General features: G+C 69.0%; 23 protein-coding genes. 17 read left to right on the top strand and 6 right to left on the bottom strand.

Annotated features, from left to right (window positions below):
* The first annotated feature begins 205 nt into the window (after positions 1-205).
* The 5 genes from AB0I35_RS11810 (at position 206) to AB0I35_RS11790 (ending at position 6635) form a co-directional block, all read left to right on the top strand.
* Positions 206-1642 (top strand): nitrate/nitrite transporter, encoded by a 1437-nt coding sequence (locus AB0I35_RS11810; RefSeq protein ID WP_357395775.1) that lies wholly within the window; start codon positions 206-208, stop codon positions 1640-1642.
* 30 nt (positions 1643-1672) lie between these two features.
* Entirely contained in the window at positions 1673-4219 is a 2547-nt protein-coding gene (gene nirB, locus AB0I35_RS11805; protein WP_357395774.1) for a nitrite reductase large subunit NirB, read from the top strand.
* A 63-nt stretch (positions 4220-4282) separates the two neighbouring features.
* Positions 4283-4660, top strand: coding sequence for a nitrite reductase small subunit NirD (gene nirD / locus AB0I35_RS11800; RefSeq protein WP_067491499.1), 378 nt, complete (start codon positions 4283-4285; stop codon positions 4658-4660).
* Positions 4657-5895 carry a uroporphyrinogen-III synthase gene (locus AB0I35_RS11795; RefSeq protein ID WP_357395773.1) on the top strand — a complete coding sequence of 413 codons (1239 nt, stop codon included), beginning with the start codon at positions 4657-4659 and terminating at the stop codon, positions 5893-5895. Before nirD ends, AB0I35_RS11795 begins: the two co-directional genes overlap by 4 nt.
* Positions 5889-6635, top strand: a complete 747-nt coding sequence (locus AB0I35_RS11790) for a sirohydrochlorin chelatase (protein WP_357395772.1) — start codon at positions 5889-5891, stop codon at positions 6633-6635. The genes AB0I35_RS11795 and AB0I35_RS11790 overlap by 7 nt, the downstream gene beginning before the upstream one ends.
* 128 nt (positions 6636-6763) lie before the next feature.
* Here AB0I35_RS11790 and AB0I35_RS11785 read toward each other — a convergent pair whose 3' ends face one another.
* A complete protein-coding gene (locus tag AB0I35_RS11785; RefSeq protein ID WP_357395770.1) occupies positions 6764-7651 on the bottom strand; it encodes a LysR family transcriptional regulator in 888 nt (295 codons plus the stop codon).
* Positions 7652-7738: 87 nt separating this feature from the next.
* Between AB0I35_RS11785 and AB0I35_RS11780 the strand changes: the two genes are divergently transcribed.
* From AB0I35_RS11780 to AB0I35_RS11770, 3 genes are all read left to right on the top strand, one after another.
* Complete coding sequence (locus AB0I35_RS11780) at positions 7739-8464, top strand: SDR family oxidoreductase (protein ID WP_357395769.1); 726 nt, start codon at positions 7739-7741, stop codon at positions 8462-8464.
* A 95-nt stretch (positions 8465-8559) separates the two neighbouring features.
* Entirely contained in the window at positions 8560-9462 is a 903-nt protein-coding gene (locus AB0I35_RS11775; RefSeq protein ID WP_357395768.1) for a hypothetical protein, read from the top strand.
* A 25-nt stretch (positions 9463-9487) separates the two neighbouring features.
* Complete coding sequence (locus tag AB0I35_RS11770) at positions 9488-10069, top strand: TetR/AcrR family transcriptional regulator (protein WP_357395767.1); 582 nt, start codon at positions 9488-9490, stop codon at positions 10067-10069.
* 62 nt (positions 10070-10131) lie between these two features.
* On the opposite strand, the gene AB0I35_RS11765 is transcribed toward AB0I35_RS11770, so the two are convergent.
* Positions 10132-11079, bottom strand: coding sequence for a helix-turn-helix domain-containing protein (locus tag AB0I35_RS11765; protein ID WP_357395765.1), 948 nt, complete (start codon positions 11077-11079; stop codon positions 10132-10134).
* Between the two features lie 97 nt (positions 11080-11176).
* On the opposite strand from AB0I35_RS11765, the gene AB0I35_RS11760 reads away from it, so the two are divergent.
* Both AB0I35_RS11760 and AB0I35_RS11755 read left to right on the top strand, forming a co-directional pair.
* Complete coding sequence (locus tag AB0I35_RS11760) at positions 11177-12109, top strand: NAD-dependent epimerase (protein WP_357395764.1); 933 nt, start codon at positions 11177-11179, stop codon at positions 12107-12109.
* Positions 12110-12187: 78 nt separating this feature from the next.
* Positions 12188-13153, top strand: a complete 966-nt coding sequence (locus tag AB0I35_RS11755; protein ID WP_357395763.1) for an alpha/beta hydrolase family protein — start codon at positions 12188-12190, stop codon at positions 13151-13153.
* 56 nt (positions 13154-13209) lie between these two features.
* Here the strand turns inward: AB0I35_RS11755 and AB0I35_RS11750 are convergent, their stop codons facing one another.
* Entirely contained in the window at positions 13210-13638 is a 429-nt protein-coding gene (locus AB0I35_RS11750) for an Ig-like domain-containing protein (protein WP_357395761.1), read from the bottom strand.
* 143 nt (positions 13639-13781) lie between these two features.
* On the opposite strand from AB0I35_RS11750, the gene AB0I35_RS11745 reads away from it, so the two are divergent.
* The 3 genes from AB0I35_RS11745 to AB0I35_RS11735 all read left to right on the top strand — a co-directional run bounded on the left by AB0I35_RS11745 (position 13782) and on the right by AB0I35_RS11735 (position 17114).
* A complete protein-coding gene (locus AB0I35_RS11745) occupies positions 13782-14114 on the top strand; it encodes a TfoX/Sxy family protein (protein WP_357395760.1) in 333 nt (110 codons plus the stop codon).
* Positions 14115-14182: 68 nt separating this feature from the next.
* Positions 14183-14398 (top strand): hypothetical protein, encoded by a 216-nt coding sequence (locus tag AB0I35_RS11740; RefSeq protein WP_357395759.1) that lies wholly within the window; start codon positions 14183-14185, stop codon positions 14396-14398.
* A gap of 157 nt (positions 14399-14555) precedes the next feature.
* Positions 14556-17114, top strand: a complete 2559-nt coding sequence (locus tag AB0I35_RS11735; protein WP_357395757.1) for a LuxR C-terminal-related transcriptional regulator — start codon at positions 14556-14558, stop codon at positions 17112-17114.
* Between the two features lie 3 nt (positions 17115-17117).
* On the opposite strand, the gene AB0I35_RS11730 is transcribed toward AB0I35_RS11735, so the two are convergent.
* The gene (locus AB0I35_RS11730; RefSeq protein ID WP_357395756.1) at positions 17118-17735 is read right to left on the bottom strand and encodes a helix-turn-helix domain-containing protein; all 618 of its coding nucleotides are present in this window, start codon (positions 17733-17735) and stop codon (positions 17118-17120) included.
* 107 nt (positions 17736-17842) lie between these two features.
* Between AB0I35_RS11730 and AB0I35_RS11725 the strand changes: the two genes are divergently transcribed.
* The 4 genes from AB0I35_RS11725 to AB0I35_RS11710 all read left to right on the top strand — a co-directional run bounded on the left by AB0I35_RS11725 (position 17843) and on the right by AB0I35_RS11710 (position 23637).
* Positions 17843-19213 carry an NAD(P)-binding domain-containing protein gene (locus AB0I35_RS11725; RefSeq protein WP_357395755.1) on the top strand — a complete coding sequence of 457 codons (1371 nt, stop codon included), beginning with the start codon at positions 17843-17845 and terminating at the stop codon, positions 19211-19213.
* Positions 19210-20373 carry a serine hydrolase domain-containing protein gene (locus AB0I35_RS11720; RefSeq protein ID WP_357395753.1) on the top strand — a complete coding sequence of 388 codons (1164 nt, stop codon included), beginning with the start codon at positions 19210-19212 and terminating at the stop codon, positions 20371-20373. Before AB0I35_RS11725 ends, AB0I35_RS11720 begins: the two co-directional genes overlap by 4 nt.
* A complete protein-coding gene (locus AB0I35_RS11715) occupies positions 20370-22025 on the top strand; it encodes a class I adenylate-forming enzyme family protein (RefSeq protein WP_357395752.1) in 1656 nt (551 codons plus the stop codon). The genes AB0I35_RS11720 and AB0I35_RS11715 overlap by 4 nt, the downstream gene beginning before the upstream one ends.
* Before the next feature lie 82 nt (positions 22026-22107).
* Positions 22108-23637, top strand: coding sequence for an aldehyde dehydrogenase family protein (locus tag AB0I35_RS11710; protein WP_357395750.1), 1530 nt, complete (start codon positions 22108-22110; stop codon positions 23635-23637).
* Positions 23638-23640: 3 nt separating this feature from the next.
* On the opposite strand, the gene AB0I35_RS11705 is transcribed toward AB0I35_RS11710, so the two are convergent.
* Together AB0I35_RS11705 and AB0I35_RS11700 are read right to left on the bottom strand one after the other, a co-directional pair.
* A complete protein-coding gene (locus AB0I35_RS11705; RefSeq protein WP_357395749.1) occupies positions 23641-24300 on the bottom strand; it encodes a TetR/AcrR family transcriptional regulator in 660 nt (219 codons plus the stop codon).
* Positions 24301-24361: 61 nt separating this feature from the next.
* Positions 24362-25246 carry an oxygenase MpaB family protein gene (locus AB0I35_RS11700; RefSeq protein ID WP_357395748.1) on the bottom strand — a complete coding sequence of 295 codons (885 nt, stop codon included), beginning with the start codon at positions 25244-25246 and terminating at the stop codon, positions 24362-24364.
* Positions 25247-25284: the final 38 nt, after the last annotated feature.

Below are 25284 nucleotides of genomic sequence, written 5' to 3'. Positions count from 1 at the left end.
CACACCCTCACGGGCGTTTCGAATGATTTCTGGCCGCCTTCTTACGTGCGGAAATCGTTGTGTCACATGCCCGAAACAAAAGGGCTGATCTCACCCCTGTGACCGGGGCGGCGTGAGAAACCGTTGATTCAAGCGCAATTTCCCGCAGCATTTCGGCAATACCCATTTCCTACCGTTGGGCCATCGCACTTTTGGGAGGCCCAACTTGAGCACGCTGAAGCGTAACCACGACATCGAGCACTGGGATGCCGAAGATGTCGCGGCCTGGGAGGCCGGCGGCAAGGACATTGCCAAGCGCAACCTGATCTGGTCGGTGTTCGCCGAGCACATCGGTTTCTCGGTGTGGTCCATCTGGTCGGTGATGGTGCTGTTCATGCCCACCGACAAGTTCGGCATCGATCCGGCGGGCAAGTTCTTCCTCGTCGCCATGCCCACCCTCGTCGGCGCGTTCCTGCGCATTCCGTACACGGTGGCCACGGCCCGCTTCGGTGGTCGCAACTGGACCATCTTCAGCGCGTTCATGCTGGTGATCCCGCTGTTGCTGACGCTGTACTTCGTCAACCAGCCGGGCACCTCCTACACCACGTTCCTGATCGTCGCCGCGTTCGCCGGCTTCGGTGGCGGCAACTTCGCCTCCTCGATGACCAACATCAACGCCTTCTACCCGCAGCGGCTCAAGGGCTGGGCGCTCGGCATGAACGCCGGTGGCGGCAACATCGGCGTGCCGGTGATCCAGCTGCTCGGCCTGCTCGTGCTGGTCACCCTCGGTGGCGACTACGCCTACGTGATCTGCGCGGTCTACCTGGTTCTGGTCGGTGTCACCGCGGTCGGTGCCGCGCTGTACATGGACAACCTGACCAACCAGAAGGCCGACATGTCCTACATGCTCAAGGCCCTGCGCGTGCCGCAGTCCTGGGCCATCGCCTTCCTCTACATCGGCACCTTCGGTTCGTTCATCGGCTACAGCTTCGCCTTCGGCCAGATCCTGCAGATCAGCTTCAAGGCCGGTGGTGACACCGCGACCCAGGCCGCCATCCACGCCGCCTCGATCGCGTTCATCGGCCCGCTGCTCGGTTCGCTCGCCCGCCCCTACGGCGGCAAGATGGCCGACCGCATCGGTGGCAGCAAGGTCACCATCGCCACCTTTTGCGCCATGATGGCCGCCGCTCTTGTCGTGATCTTCGCGTCGACGCTGGCCGACCGCAACAACGGCATCGCCACCGGATCGACCATGACGATCCTGGTCGCCGGATTCATCGCGCTGTTCATCCTGTCGGGTTTCGGCAACGGCGCCGTCACCAAGATCATCCCGTCGGTGTTCGAGGCCAAGTCCAAGAGCCTGCCGCTGCCGCGCGCCGAACAGGCCGCGTGGTCGCAGAACACCTCCGGCGCCCTGATCGGTTTCGTCGGTGCCATCGGTGCACTCGGCGGCGTCGGCATCAACATGGTGCTCCGCTCCTCCTACGCAAGCACCGCCTCGGCGACCACCGCGTTCTGGGTGTTCCTCGCCTTCTACGTGGTCTGCGCCGCGGTCACCTGGACGGTGTTCCTGCGCCGCCCCCGGGCCGCCGTCGACTCCGATGTCGTGGCCGAGGCCGAATCCCTGGTCCTCGAGGCCGAAACCACTTCGTCGGCTCGCTGACAACCGACCACAATCCAGGAGGTCACTCTCATGAACAGCATTCGCAAGACAGTGGTCGTGGTCGGCCACGGCATGGTCGGACACCGCTTCGTCGAGGCCCTTCGCTCGCGCGACGACGCCGGACAGTGGCGCGTGGTCGTGCTCTCCGAGGAGAAGCTGCCCGCCTACGACCGCGTCGGCCTGTCCTACTACGTCGGCAACTGGAACCCCGACGACCTGGCCCTGCCGGGCAACATGTACGACGGCGACGAGCTGGTGGAGCTGCGCCTCGGCCAGCGCGGCGAGGCCATCGACCGCGCGGCCAAGACCGTCACCACCTCCACCGGCGACGTCATCGCCTACGACGCGCTGGTGATGGCCACCGGTTCCTACGCCTTCGTGCCGCCGGTGCCGGGCCACGACCTGCCCGAGTGCTTCGTCTACCGCACCATCGATGACCTCGACGGCATCCGCGCCGCGGCCGAGAAGGCCGGCCCCGGTGCGCACGGTGTCGTGATCGGCGGTGGCCTGCTCGGCCTGGAGGCGGCCAACGCGCTGCGCCTGATGGGCATGACCCCGCACGTCATCGAGTACAACGACCGCCTGATGCCCGCCCAGGTCGACGCCGGTGGTGGCGCGATCCTGGAGAAGCTGGTCTCCGACATCGGCCTGAACGTGCACACCGGGGTGGGCACCGCCAAGATCGAGTCGATCGAGGAGGAGACCGGCGGGGTCAAGCTGCACCTGTCCGACGAGTCCGAGATCCACGCCTCGCTGGTGGTGTTCTCCGCCGGTATCCGCCCGCACGACTCCGTCGCCAAGGACGCCGGGCTCGAAATCGGCCCGCGCGGAGGCATTCTCACCGACCTCGGCCTGCGGTCCTCGGACCCCGACATCTACGCGATCGGTGAGTGCGCCGCCGTCGAGGGTGTCTGCTACGGCCTGGTCGCGCCCGGTTACACCACCGCCGAGATCGTCGCCGACCGCCTGCTGGGCGGTGCTGGTGAGTTCCCCGGTGCCGACATGTCGACCAAGCTGAAGCTGATGGGCGTCGACGTGGCCTCCTTCGGCGACGCGCACGCCACCACCGAGGGCGCGCTGTCGGTGGTGCTGCACGACGCCGCCAAGGGCACCTACGCCAAGCTCGTCGTCTCCGACGACGCCGAGATCCTGCTCGGCGGCATCCTGGTCGGCGACGCGTCGGCCTACGCCGCGCTGCGCCCGCTGGTCGGGCGTCCGCTGCCCGCCGACCCGGCCTCGCTCATCTCCCCGGCCGGTGCCGAGCTCGGTGCCGACGCGCTGCCCGACGACGCGCAGATCTGCTCCTGCAACAACGTGAGCAAGGGCGCCATCTGCGGCGCCATCGCCGAGGGCGCCTGTGACATCCCGGCCGTGAAGGGCTGCACCAACGCGGGCACCTCCTGCGGTGGTTGTGTGCCGATGATCAAGAAGCTGCTGGAGCAGTCCGGTGTCGCGCTGTCGAAGGCGCTGTGTGAGCACTTCGAGCAGTCGCGTGCCGAACTGTTCGACATCGTCAATGTCACCGGTATCCGCACCTTCTCGGAGCTGATCGCCAAGCACGGCAAGGGCTCGGGCTGCGATATCTGCAAGCCGACCGTCGCCTCGATCCTCGCCTCCACCTCGAGCGACCACATCCTCGAGGGCGAGCAGGCGGCGCTGCAGGACACCAACGACCACTTCCTGGCCAACCTGCAGAAGAACGGCACCTACTCGGTGGTGCCGCGCATGCCCGGTGGTGAGGTGACCGCCGAACAGCTGATCGTGATCGGCGAGGTCGCCAAGGAATTCGACCTGTACGTGAAGGTCACCGGCGGTCAGCGCATCGACCTGTTCGGCGCGCGCGTCGAGCAGCTGCCGCTGATCTGGAAGCGCCTGGTCGACGCGGGCATGGAGTCCGGGCACGCCTACGGCAAGTCGCTGCGCACCGTGAAGAGCTGCGTCGGTTCCACCTGGTGCCGCTACGGCCAGCAGGACTCGGTCGGCATGGCTGTGCTGCTCGAGAAGCGCTACCGGGGTCTGCGTTCGCCGCACAAGCTGAAGCTGGCCGTATCGGGCTGCGCGCGCGAATGCGCCGAAGCCCGTGGCAAGGATGTCGGCGTGATCGCCACCGAGAACGGCTGGAACCTCTATGTCGGCGGCAACGGCGGTCTCACCCCCAAGCACGCCGTGCTGCTAGCGGGCGACCTGGACGACGAGACCCTGATCCGCTACATCGACCGCTACCTGATGTTCTACATCCGCACCGCCGACCGCCTGCAGCGCACCGCGCCCTGGCAGGAGGCCCTCGAAGGCGGCATGGACTACCTCAAGGCCGTCGTGTGCGACGACAGCCTCGGCATCGCCGCCGACCTCGAGGCCGCCATGGCCAAGCATGTCGACGGTTACAAGGACGAGTGGGCCGCCGTGCTCGAGGACGAGAACAAGCTGTCGCGTTTCGTCTCCTTCGTCAATGCCCCTGACGAGGCCGATCCGACGATCGCCTTCGACGAGAGCGGCGAACGCAAGGTACCTGTGCTGTTGGGTCTGCCCGGGATGCCGGTCGGTGTTGGCTCCGACACAGCAGCAGCCGGGAAATAAGCGCTTAACCCTGTGGAAACAGGGCGCCTGTACCAATAGGTAAGGCGTTCGGAGGAGGAACCGATGACCGTTATCGACACACCCACCATCACCACCGAGACCACGACCTGGACCCAGGCGTGCCGACTCGATTTCCTTATTCCGGGACGCGGCGTTGCGGTCCTGCTCGACGGCGGCAAGCAGGCCGCCCTGTTCCTGCTACCCGACGGCACGCTGGCCGCCGTCGGCAATGTCGATCCGTTCGGCCGGGCCGCGGTCATGTCGCGCGGCATCGTCGGCGACCGGGGCGGGGTACCCGTGGTCGCGTCGCCCCTGCTCAAGCAGGCCTTCTCGCTGATCGACGGCCGCTGCCTCGACGACGAGACCCAGTCGCTGCCGGTGTATGCCGTGCGACTCGACGCAGGCATCGTCTCGGTGTCGAACGAACCGGTGACTTCATGAATTCTGTGCCCGAAGCGGGACCCTGTCTCGCCGGTTTCACCATCGGTATCACCGCTGCTCGTCGCGCCGAGGAATTCGGCACCCTGCTCACCCGCCGTGGCGCCACCGTGGTGAGTGCGCCCGCCATCCGCATCATCCCGCTCGCCGACGACACCGAACTCGAGCGGGTCACCGAACAGCTCATCGCCGACCCGCCCGCGATCACCGTGGCCACCACCGGCATCGGTTTCCGTGGCTGGATGGAGGCCGCCGAGGGCTGGGGGTTGGCCGAGACGCTGCGTGACACCCTCGCCGCCACCCGCATGCTCGCCCGCGGCCCCAAGGCCAAGGGCGCCATCCGGGCCGCTGAGCTGCGCGAAGAGTGGTCGCCCGCGTCCGAGTCGTCGGCCGAGGTGCTCGACCACCTGCTCGCCGAGGGCGTCGAGGGCGTGCGCATCGCCGTGCAGTTGCACGGCGCGACCACCGAGTGGGAGCCGGTGCCCGACTTCTGCGAGGTGCTGCGCTGTGCGGGCGCCGACGTGGTTCCGGTGCCCGTGTACCGGTGGGAACCGCCCGCCGATCGCGGCCCGATGGACTCGATGATCGACGCGATCATCTCCGGCAGCCTCGACTGCGTCACCTTCACCAGCGCCCCCGCCGTGGCCTCACTTCTCATGCGCGCCAAGGAAACCGGGCTGCTCGAGTCGGTGCTGCACGCCCTGCGCGGACGGGTGCTCGCCGCCTGTGTCGGCCCGATCACCGCCGCCCCGCTGGAAGAACTCGGTGTGCCGACGACCATGCCCGGCCGGGCACGGCTCGGTGCGCTCGCCCGCCACGTGGCCGAGGAACTGCCGCGCCGGGCCAACCGGATCTACGCGGCCGGGCACCTCATCAGCGTGCGCGGTGGCTGCGTCGTCGTCGACGGTGAGGTGCGTCAGCTCGCACCGGCGCCGATGGCGTTGATGCGGTCGCTGGCGCGTCAGCCCGGTCGGGTGGTCTCGCGCGAGGATCTGCTGTCGGCGCTGCCCGGCGGTGGCGACGACACCCATGCGGTGGAAACCGCGATCGCCCGCCTGCGCGCGGGACTCGGCACACCGAAAGCCATTCAGACCGTGGTGAAGCGTGGTTACCGCCTGGCTCTCGACGCGGCCGACTGCTCCGACGCGCCGTCGCGTCCGCCGGTGCAGCCGCCGCACGCCGCAGGCATCGGCACTCCCGCGCGGTCGGCGCGGACCCAGACGATCGGGGTGTGGTGAGCGCGGCGCGGCCGGGTGAGCCGGCCCTCGTGCTCGTCGCGCACGGCACCCGTAGCGCGCGCGGGGTGGAGATGATCGCGGCCCTCGCCGACGCGGTCGGCGCCGAGCTGGGCTGCGGCATGGACACCTCCGGCCCGAACCCGTTGCTGCGCACCGCGTTCGTCGATGTGCTCGGCCCGTCGCCGTCGGAGGTGCTGCGTGACCTCGACGGACCGGCCGTGGTGGTGCCGGCGTTCCTGGCGTCGGGTTACCACGTGTACCAAGATGTTCCGCGTGAGGTGGCCGAGAGCGGACACGTCGCCGTCGCGGTGACCCCCGCCATGGGTCCTGATCCCGCACTGACCAGGATCATGGCGATGCGCCTGCGCGCGGCCGGCTGGCAGCCCGGTGACGCGGTGGTCTTCGCGGCCGCCGGTTCGTCGGATTCCCGTGCGCGCCAAGATGTCCGGCGCGCGGCGGGAATGCTCGCCGAGCAGCTCGCCGCACCGGTGCGGATCGCCTATGTGGCCACCGGTGCCCCGCGCGTCCCGGAAGTCGTCGCCGCCCTGCGCGAATCGGGCGCACAGCGGGTGTTCATCGCGTCGTACCTGCTGGCCCACGGCCTGTTCCACCAGCGTCTGCACGACGCGGGCGCCGATGGTGTCGCCGAACCGATCGGCGTCCACCCCGCGGTCGTCCGTCTCATCGCCGACCGCTACCGCACCGCCGCTCACGAACTCGCCCGCGCGAACGTCCACTAGGACTTGCGCTTTCGGACACGTCGCGAACACACGCGCGATCGTCCGCCACTGTGCTGTGCCCGCTGTCGTCTGCCGGCGGTTCCGTACCCGCAGCCGTCCGCTAGGCATCTTGTACCGGCGGTCGTCCGTTACCTTGCCGCTTTCTGGGCCGCAGCTGGTGGCATGGTTCGAACCTCGGCCGCGGCTCGGGCCAGTGCGGCGAGGGCCGGTGCGCGGTTGTCGGCAGGCCAGGCGAGGACGGTGGTGATCTCCGGGGCATCGACGACGGGCACCGCGACATGGTCGGGCCACTGCCAGGCACGGCTCGAGGCCGGGATGACGAGCAGGGTCTTGCCGAGTGCCACGAGCTGCGCGAGTTGTGACTGGGTGCGCACTTCGGGCCCGGGCCCGTCGGGGTAGGAGCCGTCGAGCCGGGGCCATCGCGCGATGGGGAGGCCGGGCACGTCGGCCACGTCCGCGAGAGTCAGCTGCGGACGTGCGGCGAGCGGATGCCCCGCCGGGAGGAGGGCGACCTGGCCCTCGGTGCAGATGTCTTCGGTGTCGAACCCGGCGAGGTCATCGACCGGCCGGTGCATCAGGGCCACGTCCGCGCGCCCGTTGCGCAGGAATCGTGCCTGCTCACCGACCTCGCACAAGAGAACTTCCACCGGTGCCGTATCGGTGCGGGCAGCCGACGCGGCGAGAAGCCGTTGTAGCAGCTCGTGCGACGCACCGGCTTTCGTCACCAACACAAGGGGTCGTTGCCGATCCACCGCCCGCCGGGTCCGTCGAGCAGCAGACGCGACCGCGTCGAGGGCGAGGCGGGCTTCGTGCAGCAGCACATCGCCCGCGCCGGTCAACGCCACGCCCCGCCGGTCCCGGTCGAGAAGCTGGACGCCGAGCCGACGTTCCAGCTGCCGGATCGCCCGCGAGAGCGGCGGCTGCGCGATCCCGAGCCGCTGGGCAGCACGCCCGAAGTGCAGCTCCTCGGCCACCGCCACGAAGTACCGCAGCTCACGAGTCTCCAGGTCGTCCACGCGCCCACTGTATCCACCCGGTGATACCCGCCGGGTATCTCGCGGTACCCGATCAATATTGGACGCAACGGATATCGCGCGCCGAGCATGGAGTGTGTGAACAAAACCAAGACAGCGCTGGTCACCGGCGCGAACAAGGGCATCGGCTTCGCCATCGCCGAAGGTCTCGGATCCCTCGGCTTCGCGGTCGCGGTGGGAGCACGCGACGAGGCCCGACGTGGGGAGGCCGTGGCGCGGTTGCGTGCGGGCGGCCTAGACGCGTTCGGCGTCGCCCTGGACGTCACCTCCGACGAGAGTGTCACCGCCGCGGCCGCGAGCATCGAGAAACGAGCCGGGCGACTCGACGTGCTCGTCAACAACGCCGGGATAGCCGGCCGGTTCGACGACGGCGCGCAGGACCCCACGACTCTGGACCTCGATGTCCTGCGCACGGTCCTGGAAACGAACGTGCTCGGGGTGATTCGGGTGACGAACGCGATGCTCCCGCTGCTCAGTCGTGCCACCGCGCCCCGGATCGTCAACATGTCCAGCAATATGGGTTCGCTGACCCTGCGGACCGGGCCAGTCATGGCCGCCTACGCACCTTCCAAGTCGATGCTCAACAGCGTCACGGCGCAGTACGCTCGCAGGTTCGCCGACACGAACATCATCGTGAACCTGGCCTGCCCCGGCTACGTCGCCACCGACTTCACCGGGTTCGCCGGAGAACGCACGCCCGAGCAGGGTGCCGCGATCGCCTTGCGCCTGGCCACCCTCCCCGACGACGGTCCTCGAGGCGGCTTCTTCGACGATCAGGGAACCGTCGCCTGGTAGCTGGGCGCAGGTGCGGTGGGCACCGCTTCGTAGGCGGCAGTGGGGTGCCGGTCGCGATAGGGTGGTGTGATTTCCATCGAAGGGGGTACCCGGTCATGTCCGGTTCGGACGACAAGCAGTACGCGCAGGAGCCGAACGAACTGACGTCGTATCCCGCCGACGAGGTGGCCGTCCCGCAGCCGCCTGCCCCGGCTACCGCTCCGTTCGCGTCGGGTCAGCACCCGTATGTGCCGGGTCAGCCGCAGACACCGACGCCCGCTGTAGGTCAGCCTGTGCCCGGGCAGCCGATCGGCGGGCAGTTCGCGCCTGGCGCTGCTCCGGGGCAGCCCAATGTTTCCGGGCAGCAGCCGGGCGGGCAGACCTATCCGTCCGGGCAGGCGATCGGTGCGCAGTTCCCGCCCGGCGCTTCTCCAGGACAGCCTTATGCCGGTGGGCAGCCGGGTGGGCCGGTGTTTCCCCCTGCGCCGTATCCCGCGTATGCGCCCGAGCCGGCGGAGACCGAGCCGCGGGCGGTTCCGGAGAACATCCGGATGGCGTTCATCGTGATGCTGGTCGGGGCGGCGGTGGCGTTTCTCGGCGGGGCGTATTCGCTCACCGATATCGACACCGTTCGCACGACCCTTCTCGACTCCTCGGATGGGATGTTCCGCGGCTCGAGTCTCGATGTCCTCGTATACGCGACGGTCGGGGCGACGGTGGTCGGGGCATTGATCACTGTGGGCCTGTGGATCTGGATGGCGTTCGCGTGCCGGGCCGGGAAGAACTGGGCGCGGATCACCTCGACCATATTCTTCGGCTTCAATGTCCTCTCGACGCTCTACGCGGTACTCGGGGTGGTGGCGGACCTGGGCGTCACCGCGGGAGCGCTGGCGTTCAACCTCGCGGGTTTCGCCATCGGGCTCGGAGCCGTCGTGCTGCTCTGGAATCCGAAGTCGGCGCCCTTCTTCGCGCCCGCCCGCCCGGCCTACCCGCAGTACCCGCTCGCGGGACCCCGCTGACCAGCGGCGCTGTTAGGCTCGAACAGTGGCGCGCACCAAGGAATTCGACCCCGATGTGGTACTGGGCCGCGCACTCGATCTGTTCTGGGAGCGCGGGTACGAGTCGACCTCGATGGCCGATCTGACCGAGCATCTCGGCATAGCCAGGGGTTCCATCTACGCCACCTTCGGCAACAAGCACGACCTGTTCATGCGGGCACTGCAGCGGCACCTGGAGGTCGTCGACGAACGGGTCACCACGCAGCTGTCCGTACCCGGCCCGGCGCTGCCCGCCGTGCGTGCGCTGATCGACCAGTTCGTGCGCGAGTCGTGCAGCGAGGACCGCTTCCTCGGCTGCCTGGTCACCACGTCGGCGGTGGAACTGGCCGCCCGCGACCAGGAGGTCGCCCGGGCGGTCGAATCCAGTTGGGCGCGGACCGAAACCGCGCTGACCGGCGCTCTCACCCGAGCCCGTGCCCAGGCCGAACTCGCTCCCGCCAGCGATCCCCGCGCCCTGGCCCGCTTCCTGCTGGTCTTCCTCCAGGGCGTCTGGGTCCTCGAGCGCACCCCGAACGCCGCCTCCCGCCTGCGCGACGCGAACCGGATCGTCACCGCGCTTCTGAGCTGACGCACCGTTTCGACCCGCCGCATCCGGTTCGTGGTCGGCCTCGCCGGGAGTCCGCATGCCCTTCAGCGGGCCGTGGCGAAATTGGCACGGTAGGTGCTCGGCGGCACACCGAGCTGACGGATCATGTGCTGGCGCAACGACTCCGCCGTCCCCATTCCGCTGTGCCGGGCGACCGACTCGACCGACAGCGTCGTCGATTCGAGCAGTTCGCGCGCACGATGAATGCGCTGATGCAGCAACCACTTCTGTGGGCTGAGTCCGGTTTCCTCGTGGAACCGCCTGGTCAGCGTGCGCACACTGGTCCGGGCGTGTGCGGCGAGATCGCGTAGCGACAGGGGAGTGTCGAGCCGCTGCATGGCCCAGGCACGAGTAGCCGACAGGGAGAGGTCTTCGTCGGGAGGCAGTGCGGTGTCGACGAATTGGGCTTGGCCACCGGGCCGTACCGGCGTCACCACGGCGGCGCGCGCGGCCGCGTTGGCGACGGTGGCGCCGTAGTCGGTGCGGATCAGGTGCAGGCACAGGTCTATCCCGGCCGCGGCCCCCGCCGCCGTGGTGACCGGCCCGTCCTCGATGAACAGCGCGTCCGTCCGCACCGTTACCAGTGGATGAGCTGTGGCCAGTTCGTCGGCCAGTCCCCAGTGCGTCGTCGCGGTGCGCCCGTCGAGCAACCCCGCCTGCGCGAGCACGAAAGCGCCACTGCAGATCGAGGTGACGTGCACACCCCGCGCGACGGCCGCTCGCAGCGCGGCGAGAGTGACCGGATCGGCGCCGGTGCGACTGCCGGTGCTCGGCACTATCACGGTGTCGGCCTCGTCGAGCACCTCGAGCCCGTGCCGGACGACCACATCGAAACCGCCTGGCGTAGAAGGCAGGACACCCGGCTCGGCCGTACACACCACCACCCGGTACCCGGGTGCACCGCCGACGAGTACCGAACCCATCAGGGTCTCCGGCATGGACAGGTCGAATGCCTTCACCGGCGCGACGGCGACCACCGCGATTGTCTTCATGGCTCGATCCTTGGGATAGCTGGCATTCCAGCCACTAGTGTAGCCCGGCCCCGCACGGCATCGTTGGGTGAAACATCCTGCTGGGAAAGGAAATACCGTGTCCATGAATGTGATCGTCGGTCGTGGCGGCGTCGCGACAGCCACCGCACTGCTGCTCGCCGAAGCGGGGGAGCGGGTGCGCGTGGTGAGCCGGGGCGGGCTCGGCCCCACCCACCCGAATGTGGAGCTGGTCGCGCTCGACGCCAACGACACCGCCGCCCTGACCGAACTCGCCCGTGGCGCCCGGACCGTCTTCAACTGCGCCATGCCCGCCTATCACACCTGGCCGGAAACCCTTCCGCCCCTGTTCGATTCGATCAGGGCGGCGGCCGAAAACGTCGGGGCCGACCTGGTGCTGCTCGGCAACCACTACGGCTACGGCCCTGTCGACGGCGTGGTGGACGAAACCGCACCGCTCACGGCCACCGGCGCCAAGGGCCGGGTCCGCGCCCAGGTGTGGATCGATGCGCTCGACGCCCACCGGGCGGGCCGGATCCGCGTCACCGAGGTGCGCGCGGGCCAGTTCGTCGGAGTCGGCGCCGCCTCCCTGTTCTCTCTGCTCGTGCAGCCCGCGGTACTGGCGGGTGAACCCGCGAGCGTGCCGCAGGGCCTCGATCTCGCGCACGCGTTCTCCGCGATCGGCGACGCCGCACGGGCGCTGGTCGCCGTGGCGCGTGACGACCGGGCCTGGGGTCGGGCCTGGCACGCCCCGGTGATCACGACGAGCATCCGCGCACTCGCGACCCGCCTCGCCGAGCTCGCGAACGCACCCGCCCCCGTGCTCACCGAAATGACCGACGAGGAGGTGCTCGCACTCGGCCGCGACGACCCGTTCTGGCCGGAACTGCTCGAGACCGCGCACATGTCACGCCGCGACTTCCTGGTCGACGACACGGCCCTGCGCACGACCTTCGGTGTCGCCGCGTCGGAGGTCGACGATGTCCTCGCCGACGTGGTCCGGGCCGTCCGGGTACCGGCCGAAACGCCCTAGCCCACCCATACGGGACGACACGGACACATTCGCCGTCAATGCGCGGTATCCATGGGCCGATGCGGCACACTCGTGCGCATGCGTCGGCTGTTGTGCTGTCTGCTTGTCCTGCTCGGCTGCGGTGTGGTGGTCTCACCTGCGGCATCGGCGAATTCATCGATCCTCGAGGTCCGGCCGCTCGGCGGCAGGCAGTTCGAGGTCGTCGTCCATTCGGCGGCGATGAACCGGCCGATCACCCTGTGGATGTCGCATCCCGGTCCGGGTGCGCCCGCGCTGTATCTGCTCAATGCCGTCGACGGCGGGGAGAGCGGCGGGCCGTGGATGCGGCGCACCGATGTGGTCGACTTCTTCGCCGACAAGCCGGTGAATGTGATCGTCCCGATCGGCGGCCGGGCCAGCATGTATACCGACTGGCAACGTGACGATCCGGTCCTCGGCCGCAACAAGTGGACCACCTTCCTCACCAGCGAACTGCCCCCGCTGCTCGACGACCGCTTCGGCATGACCGGTGCCAACGGCGTCGCGGGACTGTCGATGTCGGCCACTTCGGCGCTGAACCTGGCCATCGCCGCCCCGGGCCGCTACCGCGCGGTCGGCGCCTTCAGCGGGTGCACGCAGACCGCGAATCCGCTGGCACAGACCCTCGTCCGCTCCCAGCTCGCCACCTTCGGCGCCAACGCCGACAACATGTGGGGCGGACCGGGCGACCCGGCGTGGGTGGCCAACGATCCGGTGCTGCACGCGGATCGGTTGCGTGGCACCTCGGTGTACCTGTCCTCGGGCAACGGTGCCCCCGGGCCGCACGAGGCGCTCAACGATCCGAGCATCGCGGGCAATGTCGGCGTGCTGCTCGATCGGGTACTCGTCGGCGGCACCATGGAAGCCGTCGTCGGCAGCTGCTCGGGACCGCTCGTCGGACGCCTCGGTCAGCTCGGTATCCCCGCCGATGTCCGCTTCCGGGCCGCGGGCACGCACGCCTGGCCGTACTGGCAGGACGACGTGCACGACTCCTGGCCGATGTTCGCCGCCGCCCTCGGCATCTGAACCACACACGACGACGGCCGCCACGCAGCACGTGGCGGCCGTCGTCGTGTCCGGAGCTAGCTCGCCGAACCGGTGAGCAGTCCGCCCAGGTCGGCGGAGCCGGTGCTGCCACCGTCGGGCGGGGTGGTCGGCTTCTCGGAGACCTGCACGGTGACGGTCTTGGAGCTGATGAGTTCCTGTACCGCCTTGATCTCGTGGGCGCCGGGTGTGGACGGTGTCCAGGTGATCGTCGCCTTGCCGTCCTTGACCGCCACCGGCTCACCGATCTGCGTGCCGTTGTCGGAGAAGGTCACCTTGAACAGGAACGAGGTGGCGGTGACGTCGGCCGTCACGGTGTAGGGGGTGCCCACGTAGTGGGTGGTGCCGCTCACCGCGATGCTCTGGACGAGCGCCGAGGCCTGCGGTGCCGTCAGCACGGCCGCCGCCGCGATCGCCGTGAACGCGGTGAGGCCGAAGCCGGTGCGCCGTGCCTGGTGGATCTGCATGGTGTTCTCCTGTCGAGCTGTGGTGAGCGCGAGATTAGCCAGTCGGTTCGGCCGAGGTCCCGGAAACAGAAAAAGAGGTGTTTAAAATTTTACGGCCGGGAAAGTGGAGCGAATCTGTCGGTGCCCCGGCGCATACTCGGCCCATGGCATACGACGAGGAACTCGCCGAGCGGATCCGGGAGATCGTCTACCCTCGGGCCGATCTCGCCGAGAAGAAGATGTTCGGTGGACTCGCGTTCCTGATCGGCGGCAACATGGCCGTCGCCGCCAGCGGCCGAGGGGGATTGCTGGTGCGCGTCGACCCGGCCGAGGGCGACGCGCTGCTCGACGGGTCACTGGTGTCGCCGATGGTGATGGGTGGCCGTGAGCTCAGCGGCTGGTTACATGTCGGTGCCGAGGTGGTCGATGACGATGCCGCCCTGCGGGACTGGGTGACCCGTGGCGTCGCCTTCGCCGAGGCCCTGCCCAGCAAATAGTCGGCCATCGTCGATTTCACCCGCCTCGGATGAGGTGAGGCTCCGGCGGGAGCTGCGAGACTGGCAGCATGTCCGGGCCACTGCGCTATCAATTCGTCCTCGAGGGCGAACTGTCCGATCGTGTGCTCGCGGCATTTCCCGAACTCGTTCCCAGCGACCATGCCGCAGCCGGGACGACCACCCTGTTCGGCACGGTCGCCGACAGCACCGCCGTGCGGGGGATTCTCGCGCGCATCGACACCCTCGGCCTCACCCTGCTGGAAATGTCACGCCTGCCCGACTGAGCCGCCGAGGGGGCGGCGACGCAAAGAGCCTGCGTCGATCTGGTAACGAGCGCGTCGAGATGTCGTCACCAGCAAACTCGTGGCGCCCGCGTGGCCTACCGTCGAACTCGCACACGATGTCGGGGGCAGGTGAGAACTCGAGTTCAGGAGGCTCGTGATGGCACGCTCCGCGATAGCTGTGGCCGGCCGTGGGACCGAGGACCGCGTTCCCGAACTGTCTTTCGCCCCCGTCCGCTGTGACGCGGCGACCGCCGCCTTCGACAGCGCCCGCACCGCGCCGGGGCACGTCGTGCTGGTGTGCGGACCGGCGGGCAGCGGCAAGACCGTGGCCATGGTCGACTGGGTGAACACCGCCAGGCCCGCGCCACGGCTGGCGTGGCTGACGGTGTGCACCAGCCCCGGCGCCGACCTGCTCGCCGCCGTGGCCCGAGCGCTCGACCCGACGGCCGCGGCCGTTCCCGACGGTGTCCTGCGCACGCCTGCCGACCGCGCCGCCGATCTCGTCGCCGCACTCGCCGACACCGAGGAGACGGTCCTCGTCATCGACGATGTCCACCTGCTCACCGACCCGCTGCAACTCGCCGGCCTGGAGTACCTGCTCACCCGCTTGCCACCGAAGATCACCGTGCTGCTCGGTGGCCGTTTCGAACCGCCGCTGCGCTGGCACGTGCTCGACCTGGCGGGCAGGCTCACCCGGCTCGGCGCGAACGACCTGGCCATGCCACCGGATCGCGTCGCCCAGCTGCTCGCCCAGCACGACTGTCACCTCGACGACACCGACCTCGCCGCCCTGCACGAACTCACCCGCGGCTGGGCCGCCCTGGTCCGGATCGCCGCCATCTCGCTCGGTGCCGACGACCGGACCACCGCGCTGACCGCACTGGCCGCACCCACCCACGCGGTCGCCGACTTCCTCGTCGCCGAACTGATCGAGACACTGCCCCCGCGCACCGTCGAATTCCTGCTCACCACAGCCGTTCCCACCCGGTTCTGCCTGCCGATGGCCGAGGAACTGCTCGGCCTGGACGCGCCGCGCGTCCTCGACGAACTACTGCGTGCCAGCTTCCCGCTGCACACGGTCGCCACCGACGGGCAGCTCTGGTACACCTATCACCCGCTGCTGCGCGCCTACCTGCTGGCCGAGGCCGCGCACACCAGGGCCGAACGCCTGCCCGGGTTGCACCGTCACCTCGCCGAGTGGTTCACCGGCGCCGCCCTGCCCGGGTTCGCCCTGGACCATGTGCTCGCCGAACCGGGTGCGCCGGGGCTGGCGTCGTTCCTGTGGGAGTGGGGCGTACGGATGGTGCTCGACGGCCGGGGACACCTGCTGTTGCACGCCCTCGATCAGGTACCCGGCCTGTCGGACGACACGTTCGTCGGGTTGTTGCGCGCCGCCGTCGCGGTGGAAGACGGTGAGATCGCCGCGGCGGAAGTGTATTTGGAGGCGGCCCATGTGGGTTCGTGGCCGGGGTCGGCGCTGGTTCCGGCCGAGTGGATCGCCGCGCTCGATCATGCGGTGAGTGCGGGTGTGGCGGTGCTGGCCGGTGATTCGGCGTCCATGCGGTGGCCGTTGCCGCCGGTCACCGGTCACACCGATCTCGACTGCTATGTGGCGCTGCACTGCGGTGCGGCCGAAGTGTTCGGCGGCCGGATCGTCAGTGGCACAGCGGCTTTGCGACATGCGGTCGTCTACGCCGAGGAGGCGGGACTCGGTCGCGTCGCGGTACGGGCCCGCACGGCGGTCGCGGCGGCATCGGGCATCACGGGCCGGGTCGGTGAGCTGCGGGTGCTGGCCGCCCAAGCCCTCGAGTGCGCTGATCGCTACGGGCTCACCGGATCGTCGGAGGCCGCGATGGCCCGCGTGACCGCCGCCTACGGCGCGCACCGGCAGGGTTGCGCTTACGGCAAGCCGCTGCCCGACCTGTCGGCCGACGACACGACCACGCCTGCCCTGCTGCGACAGGCCGGCATCGTCATCGGCGTCCTCACCTTCGACGACACCATCGACCGTGCCGCCGCGGCCACCGCGCTGAGCAGACGCCTGCACCACCTGCTCGACGACGCCCCGGCGCTGCTCGGTGCCGGAAACCTGGTCACCGAGGTGCTGTGGCTGCTGCTGCGGGTGCACGCCAAGGTCGAGGCGCGCGCCCTCGTCGACCACGCGACGCGGGTGCTCGGCAAGACCGTCGACACCCAGCTGGCCGAAGCCGCCCTGGCCCTGCATACCCAGCGCCCGGCCGCCGTCCTGCCGCTGCTGACGCCGCTGGTCGGCGAGGTCACCGACGGGCAGGCCGTGGCCGCGTGGCTGCTCATCGCGGTCGCCGCCGATCATCTCGATCGTCCGCGCAAGGTCGAGGACGCCTTCGAGCAGGCCCTTGCCCACGCCGGCGGGGAACACCTGATCCGTCCGTTCCTGGACGTGCCGGGTGCCGCCGAACTGCTCGACCGGCTGGGTTCGCACTTCGGTCGCTACGACGCCTTCGTCGACCACGTGCGTGCCCACCGTGGCGCCATGGCCGACGCGCCACGGCTCACCGACACCGAACTCGTTGTGCTGCGCCGTCTTCCGTCGGGACTGACCGCCACCAGCATCGCCGCCGACCTGGGTGTCTCGGTGAACACGGTGAAGACGCATCTGCGCGGCATCTACCAGAAGCTCGGTGTGAACGCACGCGGTGCGGCCATCGCGCAGGCGCGGTGCGTCGGCCTGCTCTGAGTTTCACGGGGCGCGCAGCGCGGGAAACCAGACGTCGGTGAGGACTTCGGCGGCCTGTTCGGCGGTCACGTCGATGGTGCCCTGCATGGCCCAGCGGGTGAAGAACCGCTCGAGCTGGGCGACGAGCAGTTCGATCCGCAATCGGGCTTCCTCGCGCCGGTCCTCGGGCCAGCGGGCGAGGTAGTCCGGCATGCTGTCGGCCAGCGTCATGATGCCCTCGCGGGCCAGCCTGCGGAATTCCGGTTCCACCGCGGTGGCCTCGTCCCAGGCGGGCAGCATGTCCTTGTTCACGAAGAACCAGTCGATGGCGCGGGCCATCCACTCCGCGAACGCCGCGCGCGATCCGGTGGTGAGCACGCGGTCGAGGTCGGCGTAGACCATCCGGACGCTGGTGAGCGTGCCCTGGTTGGCGATGGCGCGCAGCACCTCGGGTTTACCGGTGAAGTGCAGGTAGAAGGTGGCTCGGCTGCAGCCCGCGGCGGCGGCGATGTCGTCGACCCGGACCGAGGAGTAGCCGCGGGTCTCGAACAGTGTGCGCGCGGTGTCGACGATGCGTGCCGTGGTCAGGCGCTTGTGTTCCTCGCGCAGCGAGCCCCGCTGAGCGGTGGGTTCCGGCGACATAGGACCCATCGTAGACGGCATGCTCATTCACTGGACGCTGTGTCCAGCGAGCCGCTATCGTGTGGTGCGGGTCACGTCGGCGAGCGTGAGTCGATGAGGAGTCGTGCATGAACACACCGGAGCTGCCGAGGGTTTGCGTCATCGGGGCGGGCCCGTCGGGTATCACGGCGGCCAAACGCCTTGCCGAGTACGGCATTCCGTTCGTCTGTTACGAGGCGTCCGACGAGGTCGGCGGCAATTGGTATTACCGCAATCCCAACGGCATGTCGGCCTGCTATCAGAGCCTGCACATCGATACGTCCAAGTACCGCTTGCAGTTCGAGGACTTCCCCGCGCCCGCGGACTGGCCGGACTTTCCGCACCATTCGCAACTGCACCAGTACTTCAAGGACTACGTCGACCATTTCGGCCTGCGCGACCGGATCAGGTTCGATGCGCTGGTCACCGCGGCCGAGCGGACCGACGACGGCCGCTGGCTGGTGACGGCGGCCGGTGACACCGAGGTCTTCGACGCGCTGATCGTCTGCAACGGCCACCACTGGGACCCCCGGATGCCGGATTACCCCGGTGATTTCGACGGTGTGCTCATGCACAGTCACGCCTACAACGACCCCTTCGATCCCATCGACATGCGTGGCAAGCGCATCGTGGTGGTCGGCATGGGCAATTCCGGGCTCGACATCGCCTCGGAGCTGTCCCAGCGGTTTCTGGCCGAACGGCTGTTCGTGTCGGCTCGGCGGGGTGTGTGGGTGCTGCCGAAATACGTGCGCGGCCAGGTGGGTGACCGGCGGTCGATGCCCAAGTGGATGCCGCCGAAGGTCGCGCTGAAACTCAAGCAGCGCTTCGTGCGCAAGAATCGCGGCCTGATGCAGAACTACGGTCTGCCCGCCCCGGATCACGAACCGTTCGAGGCGCACCCGTCGGCGAGTGAGGAATTCCTGCACCGCGCCGGCTGCGGGGACGTGGAGTGCAAGCCCGCCATCACCCGGCTCGACGGTGACACCGTTCATTTCGCGGATGGCTCGAGCGAACAGGTCGATGTGGTGTTGTGCGCGACCGGCTATCACATCAGCTTCCCGTTCTTCACCGATCCGGCGCTGGCACCGGATGGCGACAACCGGTTCCCGCTGTTCCAGATGCTGATGAAGCCCTCGGTGGACAATCTGTTCTATCTCGGTCTGGCACAACCGACTCCGACGCTGGTCAACTTCGCCGAACAGCAGACCAAGCTGGTGGCCGCCTACCTCACCGGCCGCTATCACCTGCCCTCGCGGGCCGAGATGGACGCCGAGGTCGCCGAGCGGCTCGATGCCCGCGCCGGGCGGTACTACGATTCGCCGCGCCACACCATCCAGGTCGAATTCGAGCCGTATGTCCGCGGGCTGACCAAGGAGCTCGAGCGCGGGGCCAAACGTGCCGCGGCCGCGGGTAATACATTGCCGGTACCCGCCCGCGCCCAGGCCGAGGCCAGCCGATGACACGCGCAGCGGGCTTCTGCCGGGACGACTTCGCGCAGGTGCGAGCGGTATTCGACGAGCAGCTCGCGGCGGGCGCCGAGCTCGGCGCGTCGCTGTGCGTGACGGTCGACGGTGATCCGGTCCTGGACCTGTGGGGTGGTCACGCCGACCCCGACCGCACCGTGGCCTGGCAGGCCGACACCCTGGTGAACGTCTTCTCGGTGACCAAGACGATGACCGCGCTGTGCGCCCTGCTGCTCGTGGATCGCGGCGATCTCCAACTGGACGCACCCGTGGCCAGGTACTGGCCCGAATTCGCCGCCGAGAGCAAGGACCGCGTCGAGGTGCGGCACGTGCTGTCGCACACCTCGGGCGTCTCGGGCTGGGAACGGCCCATCGCGCTCGCCGACATCTACGACACCGAAGCCGCCGCCGCCCGGCTCGCCGCTCAGCCACCGTGGTGGGAGCCCGGCACGGCCTCGGGGTATCACGCTCTCGACTACGGGCATCTGGTCGGGGAATTGGTGCGGCGCATCACCGGTCGCACCCTCGGTGCGTTCTTCGCCGCCGAACTGGCGGGCCCACTCGGCGCGGATTTCCACATCGGCACCGGACCCGAACACGCCGACCGGATCGCCACGCTCGTCGCGCCACCACAACGCGAATTCGACCTGTCCGCACTCGACCCCGACAGCATCCTCGTCAAAACACTGACCAGCCCGCTGCTCGACATCGCCGAAACAGCCACCCCCGCTTGGCGTTCCGCCGAACTCGGCGCGGTCAACGGCCACGGCAACGCGCGCTCGGTCGCCCGGGTGCAGTCGGTCGTCTCCTGCGGCGGCGAGCTCGGCGGCAGGCGTTTCCTCGCACCCGCCACGATCGACTCGATCTTCCACGAACAGTCCGACGGCCTGGACCTGGCGCTGCTCGCCCCACTGCGCTTCGGCATCGGCTACGGCCTGCCGCGCCCACAGACCTACCCGCACATCCCCGACGGCCGGGTCTGCTGGTGGGCGGGCTACGGCGGCGCCATGGTGGTCAACGACCTGGATCACCGAATCACCTTCGCCTACACCATGAACCGGATGGCACCTGGTGTCATCGGGTCGGAACGCTGCGACATCTATCTGAAGGCGGTCTTCGACGCGGTCGCCGACCGTTCTCGAGGGAGGACCTCATGACCGAAGCCGTTGACCCCCAGGTGTTCGTCGCGCAGGTGGCGGCCGGACTCACCGCGCCGGGTGCGCCCTTCGAGATGACGGTCGAGGAGGTGCTGGGGGCGCCGATGCCGGTGTTCGCGCATCGGCGACGCAGTCTGCGCGAACTGCTCGAACACTCCTTGACCTGGGGTGAGCGCGATTATCTTGTCACCGAGGACCGGCGCGTCAGCTTCACCGAGCACGCGGCGGCGGTCGGTGCGCTGGCTACCGCGCTGGCCGAACGCCACGGCGTCGGCAAGGGCGACCGGGTCGCGATCCTGGCCGCCAACGGCCCCGACTGGGTGGTCACCTTCTGGGCGGCGCAATGTCTCGGCGCGATCCCGGTGGGCTACAACGCCTGGTGGGCGCCGCCGGAAATCGCCTACGCACTCGGCCACACCACCCCGAAGGTGGTGGTCGCCGACGCGAAAAGGTCCGCGCGGCTAGCGGATACGGGCATCGAGGTGCCCGTATCGACCTTCGAGGCCGACCTGCCCGCCCTGATCGCGGAGTACCGGGGTGCGGCGATGCCGGAAACCGAAGTGGCAGAGGACGACCCGGCCGTCATCCTGTACACCAGCGGCACCAGCGGGCGCGCCAAAGGTGTGGTGCACACCCAGCGAAACCTGTTGGCGATCACCGAATATCACCGCTTCACCGACGCGATGCAGGCGGCGTTCACCGGACAACCGGTCGGTGACGGCCCGAGCGAGCGGCGCTACCTGGTCACCGCCCCGCTGTTCCACATCGCCAGCCTGCACAATCTGGTGATCCCGCGCCTGGCCACCGGTGCGGCGGCGGTGTTCCCGCACGGCGCCTTCGAGGCCGATCGCGTGCTGCGCATGGTCCAGCGGGAACGGGTCACCAACTGGGCGGCGGTGCCGACCATGGCGACCCGCCTGCTCGACCACGACGTCTCGGGCTACGACTTGTCGACGCTGACGGCGCTGTCGCTGAACTCCGCACCGTCGGCGCCCGCCCTGCTCGAGCGGCTGCGCGAACACCTCGCCGGCGTGCCGTTGTCGCTGACCACCAGTTACGGGCTCACCGAGAGCGGCACCGCCGCGACCGTGGCCACGCCGCTGGACCTGATGGCCGATCCGGCTTCGGTCGGCAGGCCGATCGTGGGGGTGTCGGTGGAGATTCGCGACCCCGACGGCGCGGTGCTGCCCGACGGTCAGGAAGGCGAGATCTTCATCCGCAGCCAGTACGTGATGCTCGGCTACTGGAACAACGAGACCGCGACGGCGGAGGTCCTCGACGACCGAAGGTGGTTGCGCTCAGGAGATTTCGGGACCATGACCGACGGCAGGCTGACCGTGTCGGGCAGGCGGACCGACCTGATCCTGCGTGGCGGGGAAAACGTGTACCCGACCGAAGTCGAGAACGTCCTCGTCGAACACCCCGCGGTCCTCGACTGCGCGGTCTTCGGCGTCCCGCACCCCGACCTGGGTCAGGAGGTGGCGGCCGTCGTCGTCACCGAACCGGGCACCGTCACCGAGGACGAACTGCGCGACTATCTCGCCGCCCGCCTGGCCTACTTCAAGGTCCCGGCCCGATGGCAGATCACCGCCGACCCGCTGCCTCGCAACGCGACCGGCAAGGTCACCCGCCGCGACCTCGCTGTCCAATAGAGAGATTGAAAGACTGACACTGAAACCTTCTCACGATGTCTAGAGTGGTGGTGTAATCCGATTCGGCCAGCCAGGAGAAGAAGTGTCTGATTCCGCTACGCCAACCGTCGCCGCCGCCGAGCTCATCGTGCGTAACCCGGCGTCCGGGGAGACGGTCGGCACCGTCGCCGTCACCACCCCGGCGGAGGTCGCCGCCGCGGCCGACGCCCTGCGCACGGCGCAGCCGCGCTGGGAGTCGATCAGCGCGGCCGGGCGCAAGCAGTGGCTGCTGAAGCTGCAGGACTGGGTGCTCGACAATGCCGCCGCGCTGGCCGACTCGATCCAGGACGAATCGGGCAAGCCCCGGGTCGAGGCCGAGGTCGAAGTCGCCTTCACCGCCGACCTGCTCGGCTACTACGCGCGCAACGCGGTCGCGTTCCTCGCCGACACCCACGTGAGCCCACACACCCCGCTGATGCGGGTCAAGAAGCTGACCACCGCGTACAAGCCGTACCAGGTGGTCGGCATCATCACGCCGTGGAACTTCCCGCTCGCCATGCCCGCCTCCGATGTGGTTCCCGCACTCGCCGCCGGGGCCGCCGTGCTGCTCAAGCCGTCGGAAGTCACCCCGCTGACGCCCCTGCTGCTGGCCCGCGGCTGGGCCGAGATCGGCGCGCCGCCGGTGTTCACGGTGGTCTCCGGGCGGGGTGACATCGGCGCCGCGGTGGTCGACAACTCCGACTTCGTCCAGTTCACCGGTTCCGGCGCCACCGGCCGCCGCATCGCCGTCGCCTGCGCGGAACGCACCCGCCCCTACAGCCTCGAGATGGGTGGCAAGGACCCGGCGATCGTGCTGGCCGACGCCGACCTCGACCGCGCGGTCAACGGCATCACCTTCGGCGCCCTGACCAACGCCGGGCAGCTGTGCGTGTCGGTGGAGCGGGTGTATGTCGAGGCGCCGGTGTACGACGAGTTCGTGAAAAAGCTGGTGGCGCATGTCGAGACGCTGCGGCTCGGACGCGACGACCGCAGCGGGAACATGGATGTGGGCCCGCTCGCCAACGAAGCGCAGGTCGCGATCGTCACCCGGCACGTCGAGGAGGCGATCGCCAAGGGCGCCCGCGCGCTCACCGGTGGCAAGGCCACGGGGGAGGGGAACTTCTTCGAGCCGACTGTCCTTGTCGACGTGGATCATTCGATGTCGTGCATCACCGAGGAGACCTTCGGCCCGACCATCCCGGTCATCAAGGTGGCCGACGCGGACGAGGCGATCCGGCTCGCCAACGACTCCGAGTACGGTCTGTCGGCCTCGGTGTGGACCGGGAGCAAGTCCCGTGGGCAGGCCATCGCCCGACGCCTGATGGCGGGTGCGGTGAACATCAACGACGCCACCATCAACCTGTTCAATTTCGCATTGCCCCACGGTGGTTGGGGGCAGTCGGGCACCGGCTACCGCTTCGGCGGCGCGGACGGTGTGCGCAAGTACTGCCGCAAGCAGGCGATCACCGCACCGGCGCTGCCGACGCAGAAATCCGAACTCGTCTGGTACCCGTACAGCCTGAAGAACTTCGGATTCATGCGGAACGCGATGCGGTTGGCCGGGGCGCGCGGGCGGCGCCGGTTCGGTCGCTGATCGTCAGGTCTCGTCGGCACCGGGGTGCGCGTCCAGTGGACGGAACCCCGGTGCGATGTGATCGCGGGCGAATCGGCGCGCCGCCGCCTCGTCGTCGAGGGGGATGACGGTCGGCCGGGTCAGCACCAGCGACAACGCGGTGCGCGCCACCATCTCGGCGACGGGCAGCGGATCGTAGGCGGGCAGTTTGCCCGCCTGCTGCAACCGCGTGATGAACTCGGCGAGGAAGTCGCGGCCGAGTTCGATCACCGGTGCCCCGCCGGTCGTGAGATACGGCAGCACCGTGGCCGGGTCGGTGGCGAGCAGACGGTCGAGCAGCGGGTTCTCCCGCAGGCCGAGGGCGAAGACGACGAACAATTCGACGATCTGGTCCTCGGCGCTCGCGCCCTCGTCGGCCTGCCTGCGCAATGCGGCGTCGGCCTGGTCGAGCAGGCGGCGCACCTGCCACAACCCGACCGCCTGCACGATGTCGTCCTTGCCGCCGAACCGGCGGTACAGCGTCGCCAGGGACAACCCGCCGCGCCGGGCAACCTCGGCCATGCTCGTGCGTTTGATCCCGAAATCCAGGAAGGCGGCGAGCGCGCCGTTCAGAATGTCGGCATTGTCCCGTTCCACCCCGCCGTTGCCGCGGATGCGGACCAGCAATCCGGTCGACTCGGCCATCACCATTCCCTCCTGAACCGCCCGAACATCATGGCCGTCGCCGGCCGATGTCTCACCGTACTCAGACGAGTGGACGCCCGCGCCGGTGGCGTCGCCGCATGTCCCACAGCAGCGTCGAGTACGGGAACAGTCGCGCGCGATCGGGCAGCAGTCCGTAGCCGGCGCCGATGGCGCGGAACAGCAGCCGGTGGCGCCGTTCCTGCGCGTCGGTCCACGGCAGGTAGAGCTGGGCGCGCATGGGCTCGGGCAGCAGGCCGATCACAGCGAAGCGGTGGAAGTTCGCCAGCCAGCGTGGCCGCGCGACATTGCGCAGGCCGATCAGCTTGCGCAGGTATTCGGCGACCGGGTCGTCGATCCGCATGTTCGCCAGCCCGGTCGCGAAGTAGTGTTCGAACTCGTCCAGATCGGCGGGCCACATGCCGGGTCGCATCTGCAGGCCGGTGCCGAATCGGGCGCCGTACTGGACGAAGACCTCCTTGGTGTCACGGTCCAGCGGCCCGTACAGGCGTTCGTTGATGTCGAGGACACCCCAGCACAGGCACACCGCGACCCACTTCTGCAGCTCGGGATCGAAGGCGTTGTACTTCACCGCGGCTCCCGGCCTCGACCGCACGTGCCGGTGCACGGTGCCGACCGCCTCCCGATAGATGTCGCGGTCCTGCTCGGTGCCGAGCATCGCCACGGCGATGTAGGTCAGCGTGGTGCGCAGCCGCTTCCACGGATGCACGTCGGCGCGGCCCGACTCGACCGTGCTCTCGACGACGCCGTAGCCCACGGGCCGGTTCGCCAGCTGCACGATGACATTCGCGCCCGCTCCCGCGAAAGCGCCGATGCCGTCGAGAAACCGCTCGATCTGAAAGTCGTCGACCGTGCCGTAGCGGCACCGCAGAACCCTGTCGTCGGAACCCGCGGTGGTCGGTGCGGGCAGAGCTGAAGCTTCGCGCATAGACACGATGATACATTGAGAACATATTCATCGAATCA

Source organism: Nocardia sp. NPDC050378, assembly GCF_040655675.1.
Classification (GTDB): Bacteria; Actinomycetota; Actinomycetes; order Mycobacteriales; family Mycobacteriaceae; genus Nocardia; species Nocardia coubleae.
The sequence above is the reverse complement of the archived record's forward strand: the minus strand, read 5'-3'. Positions and strand labels throughout refer to the sequence as shown.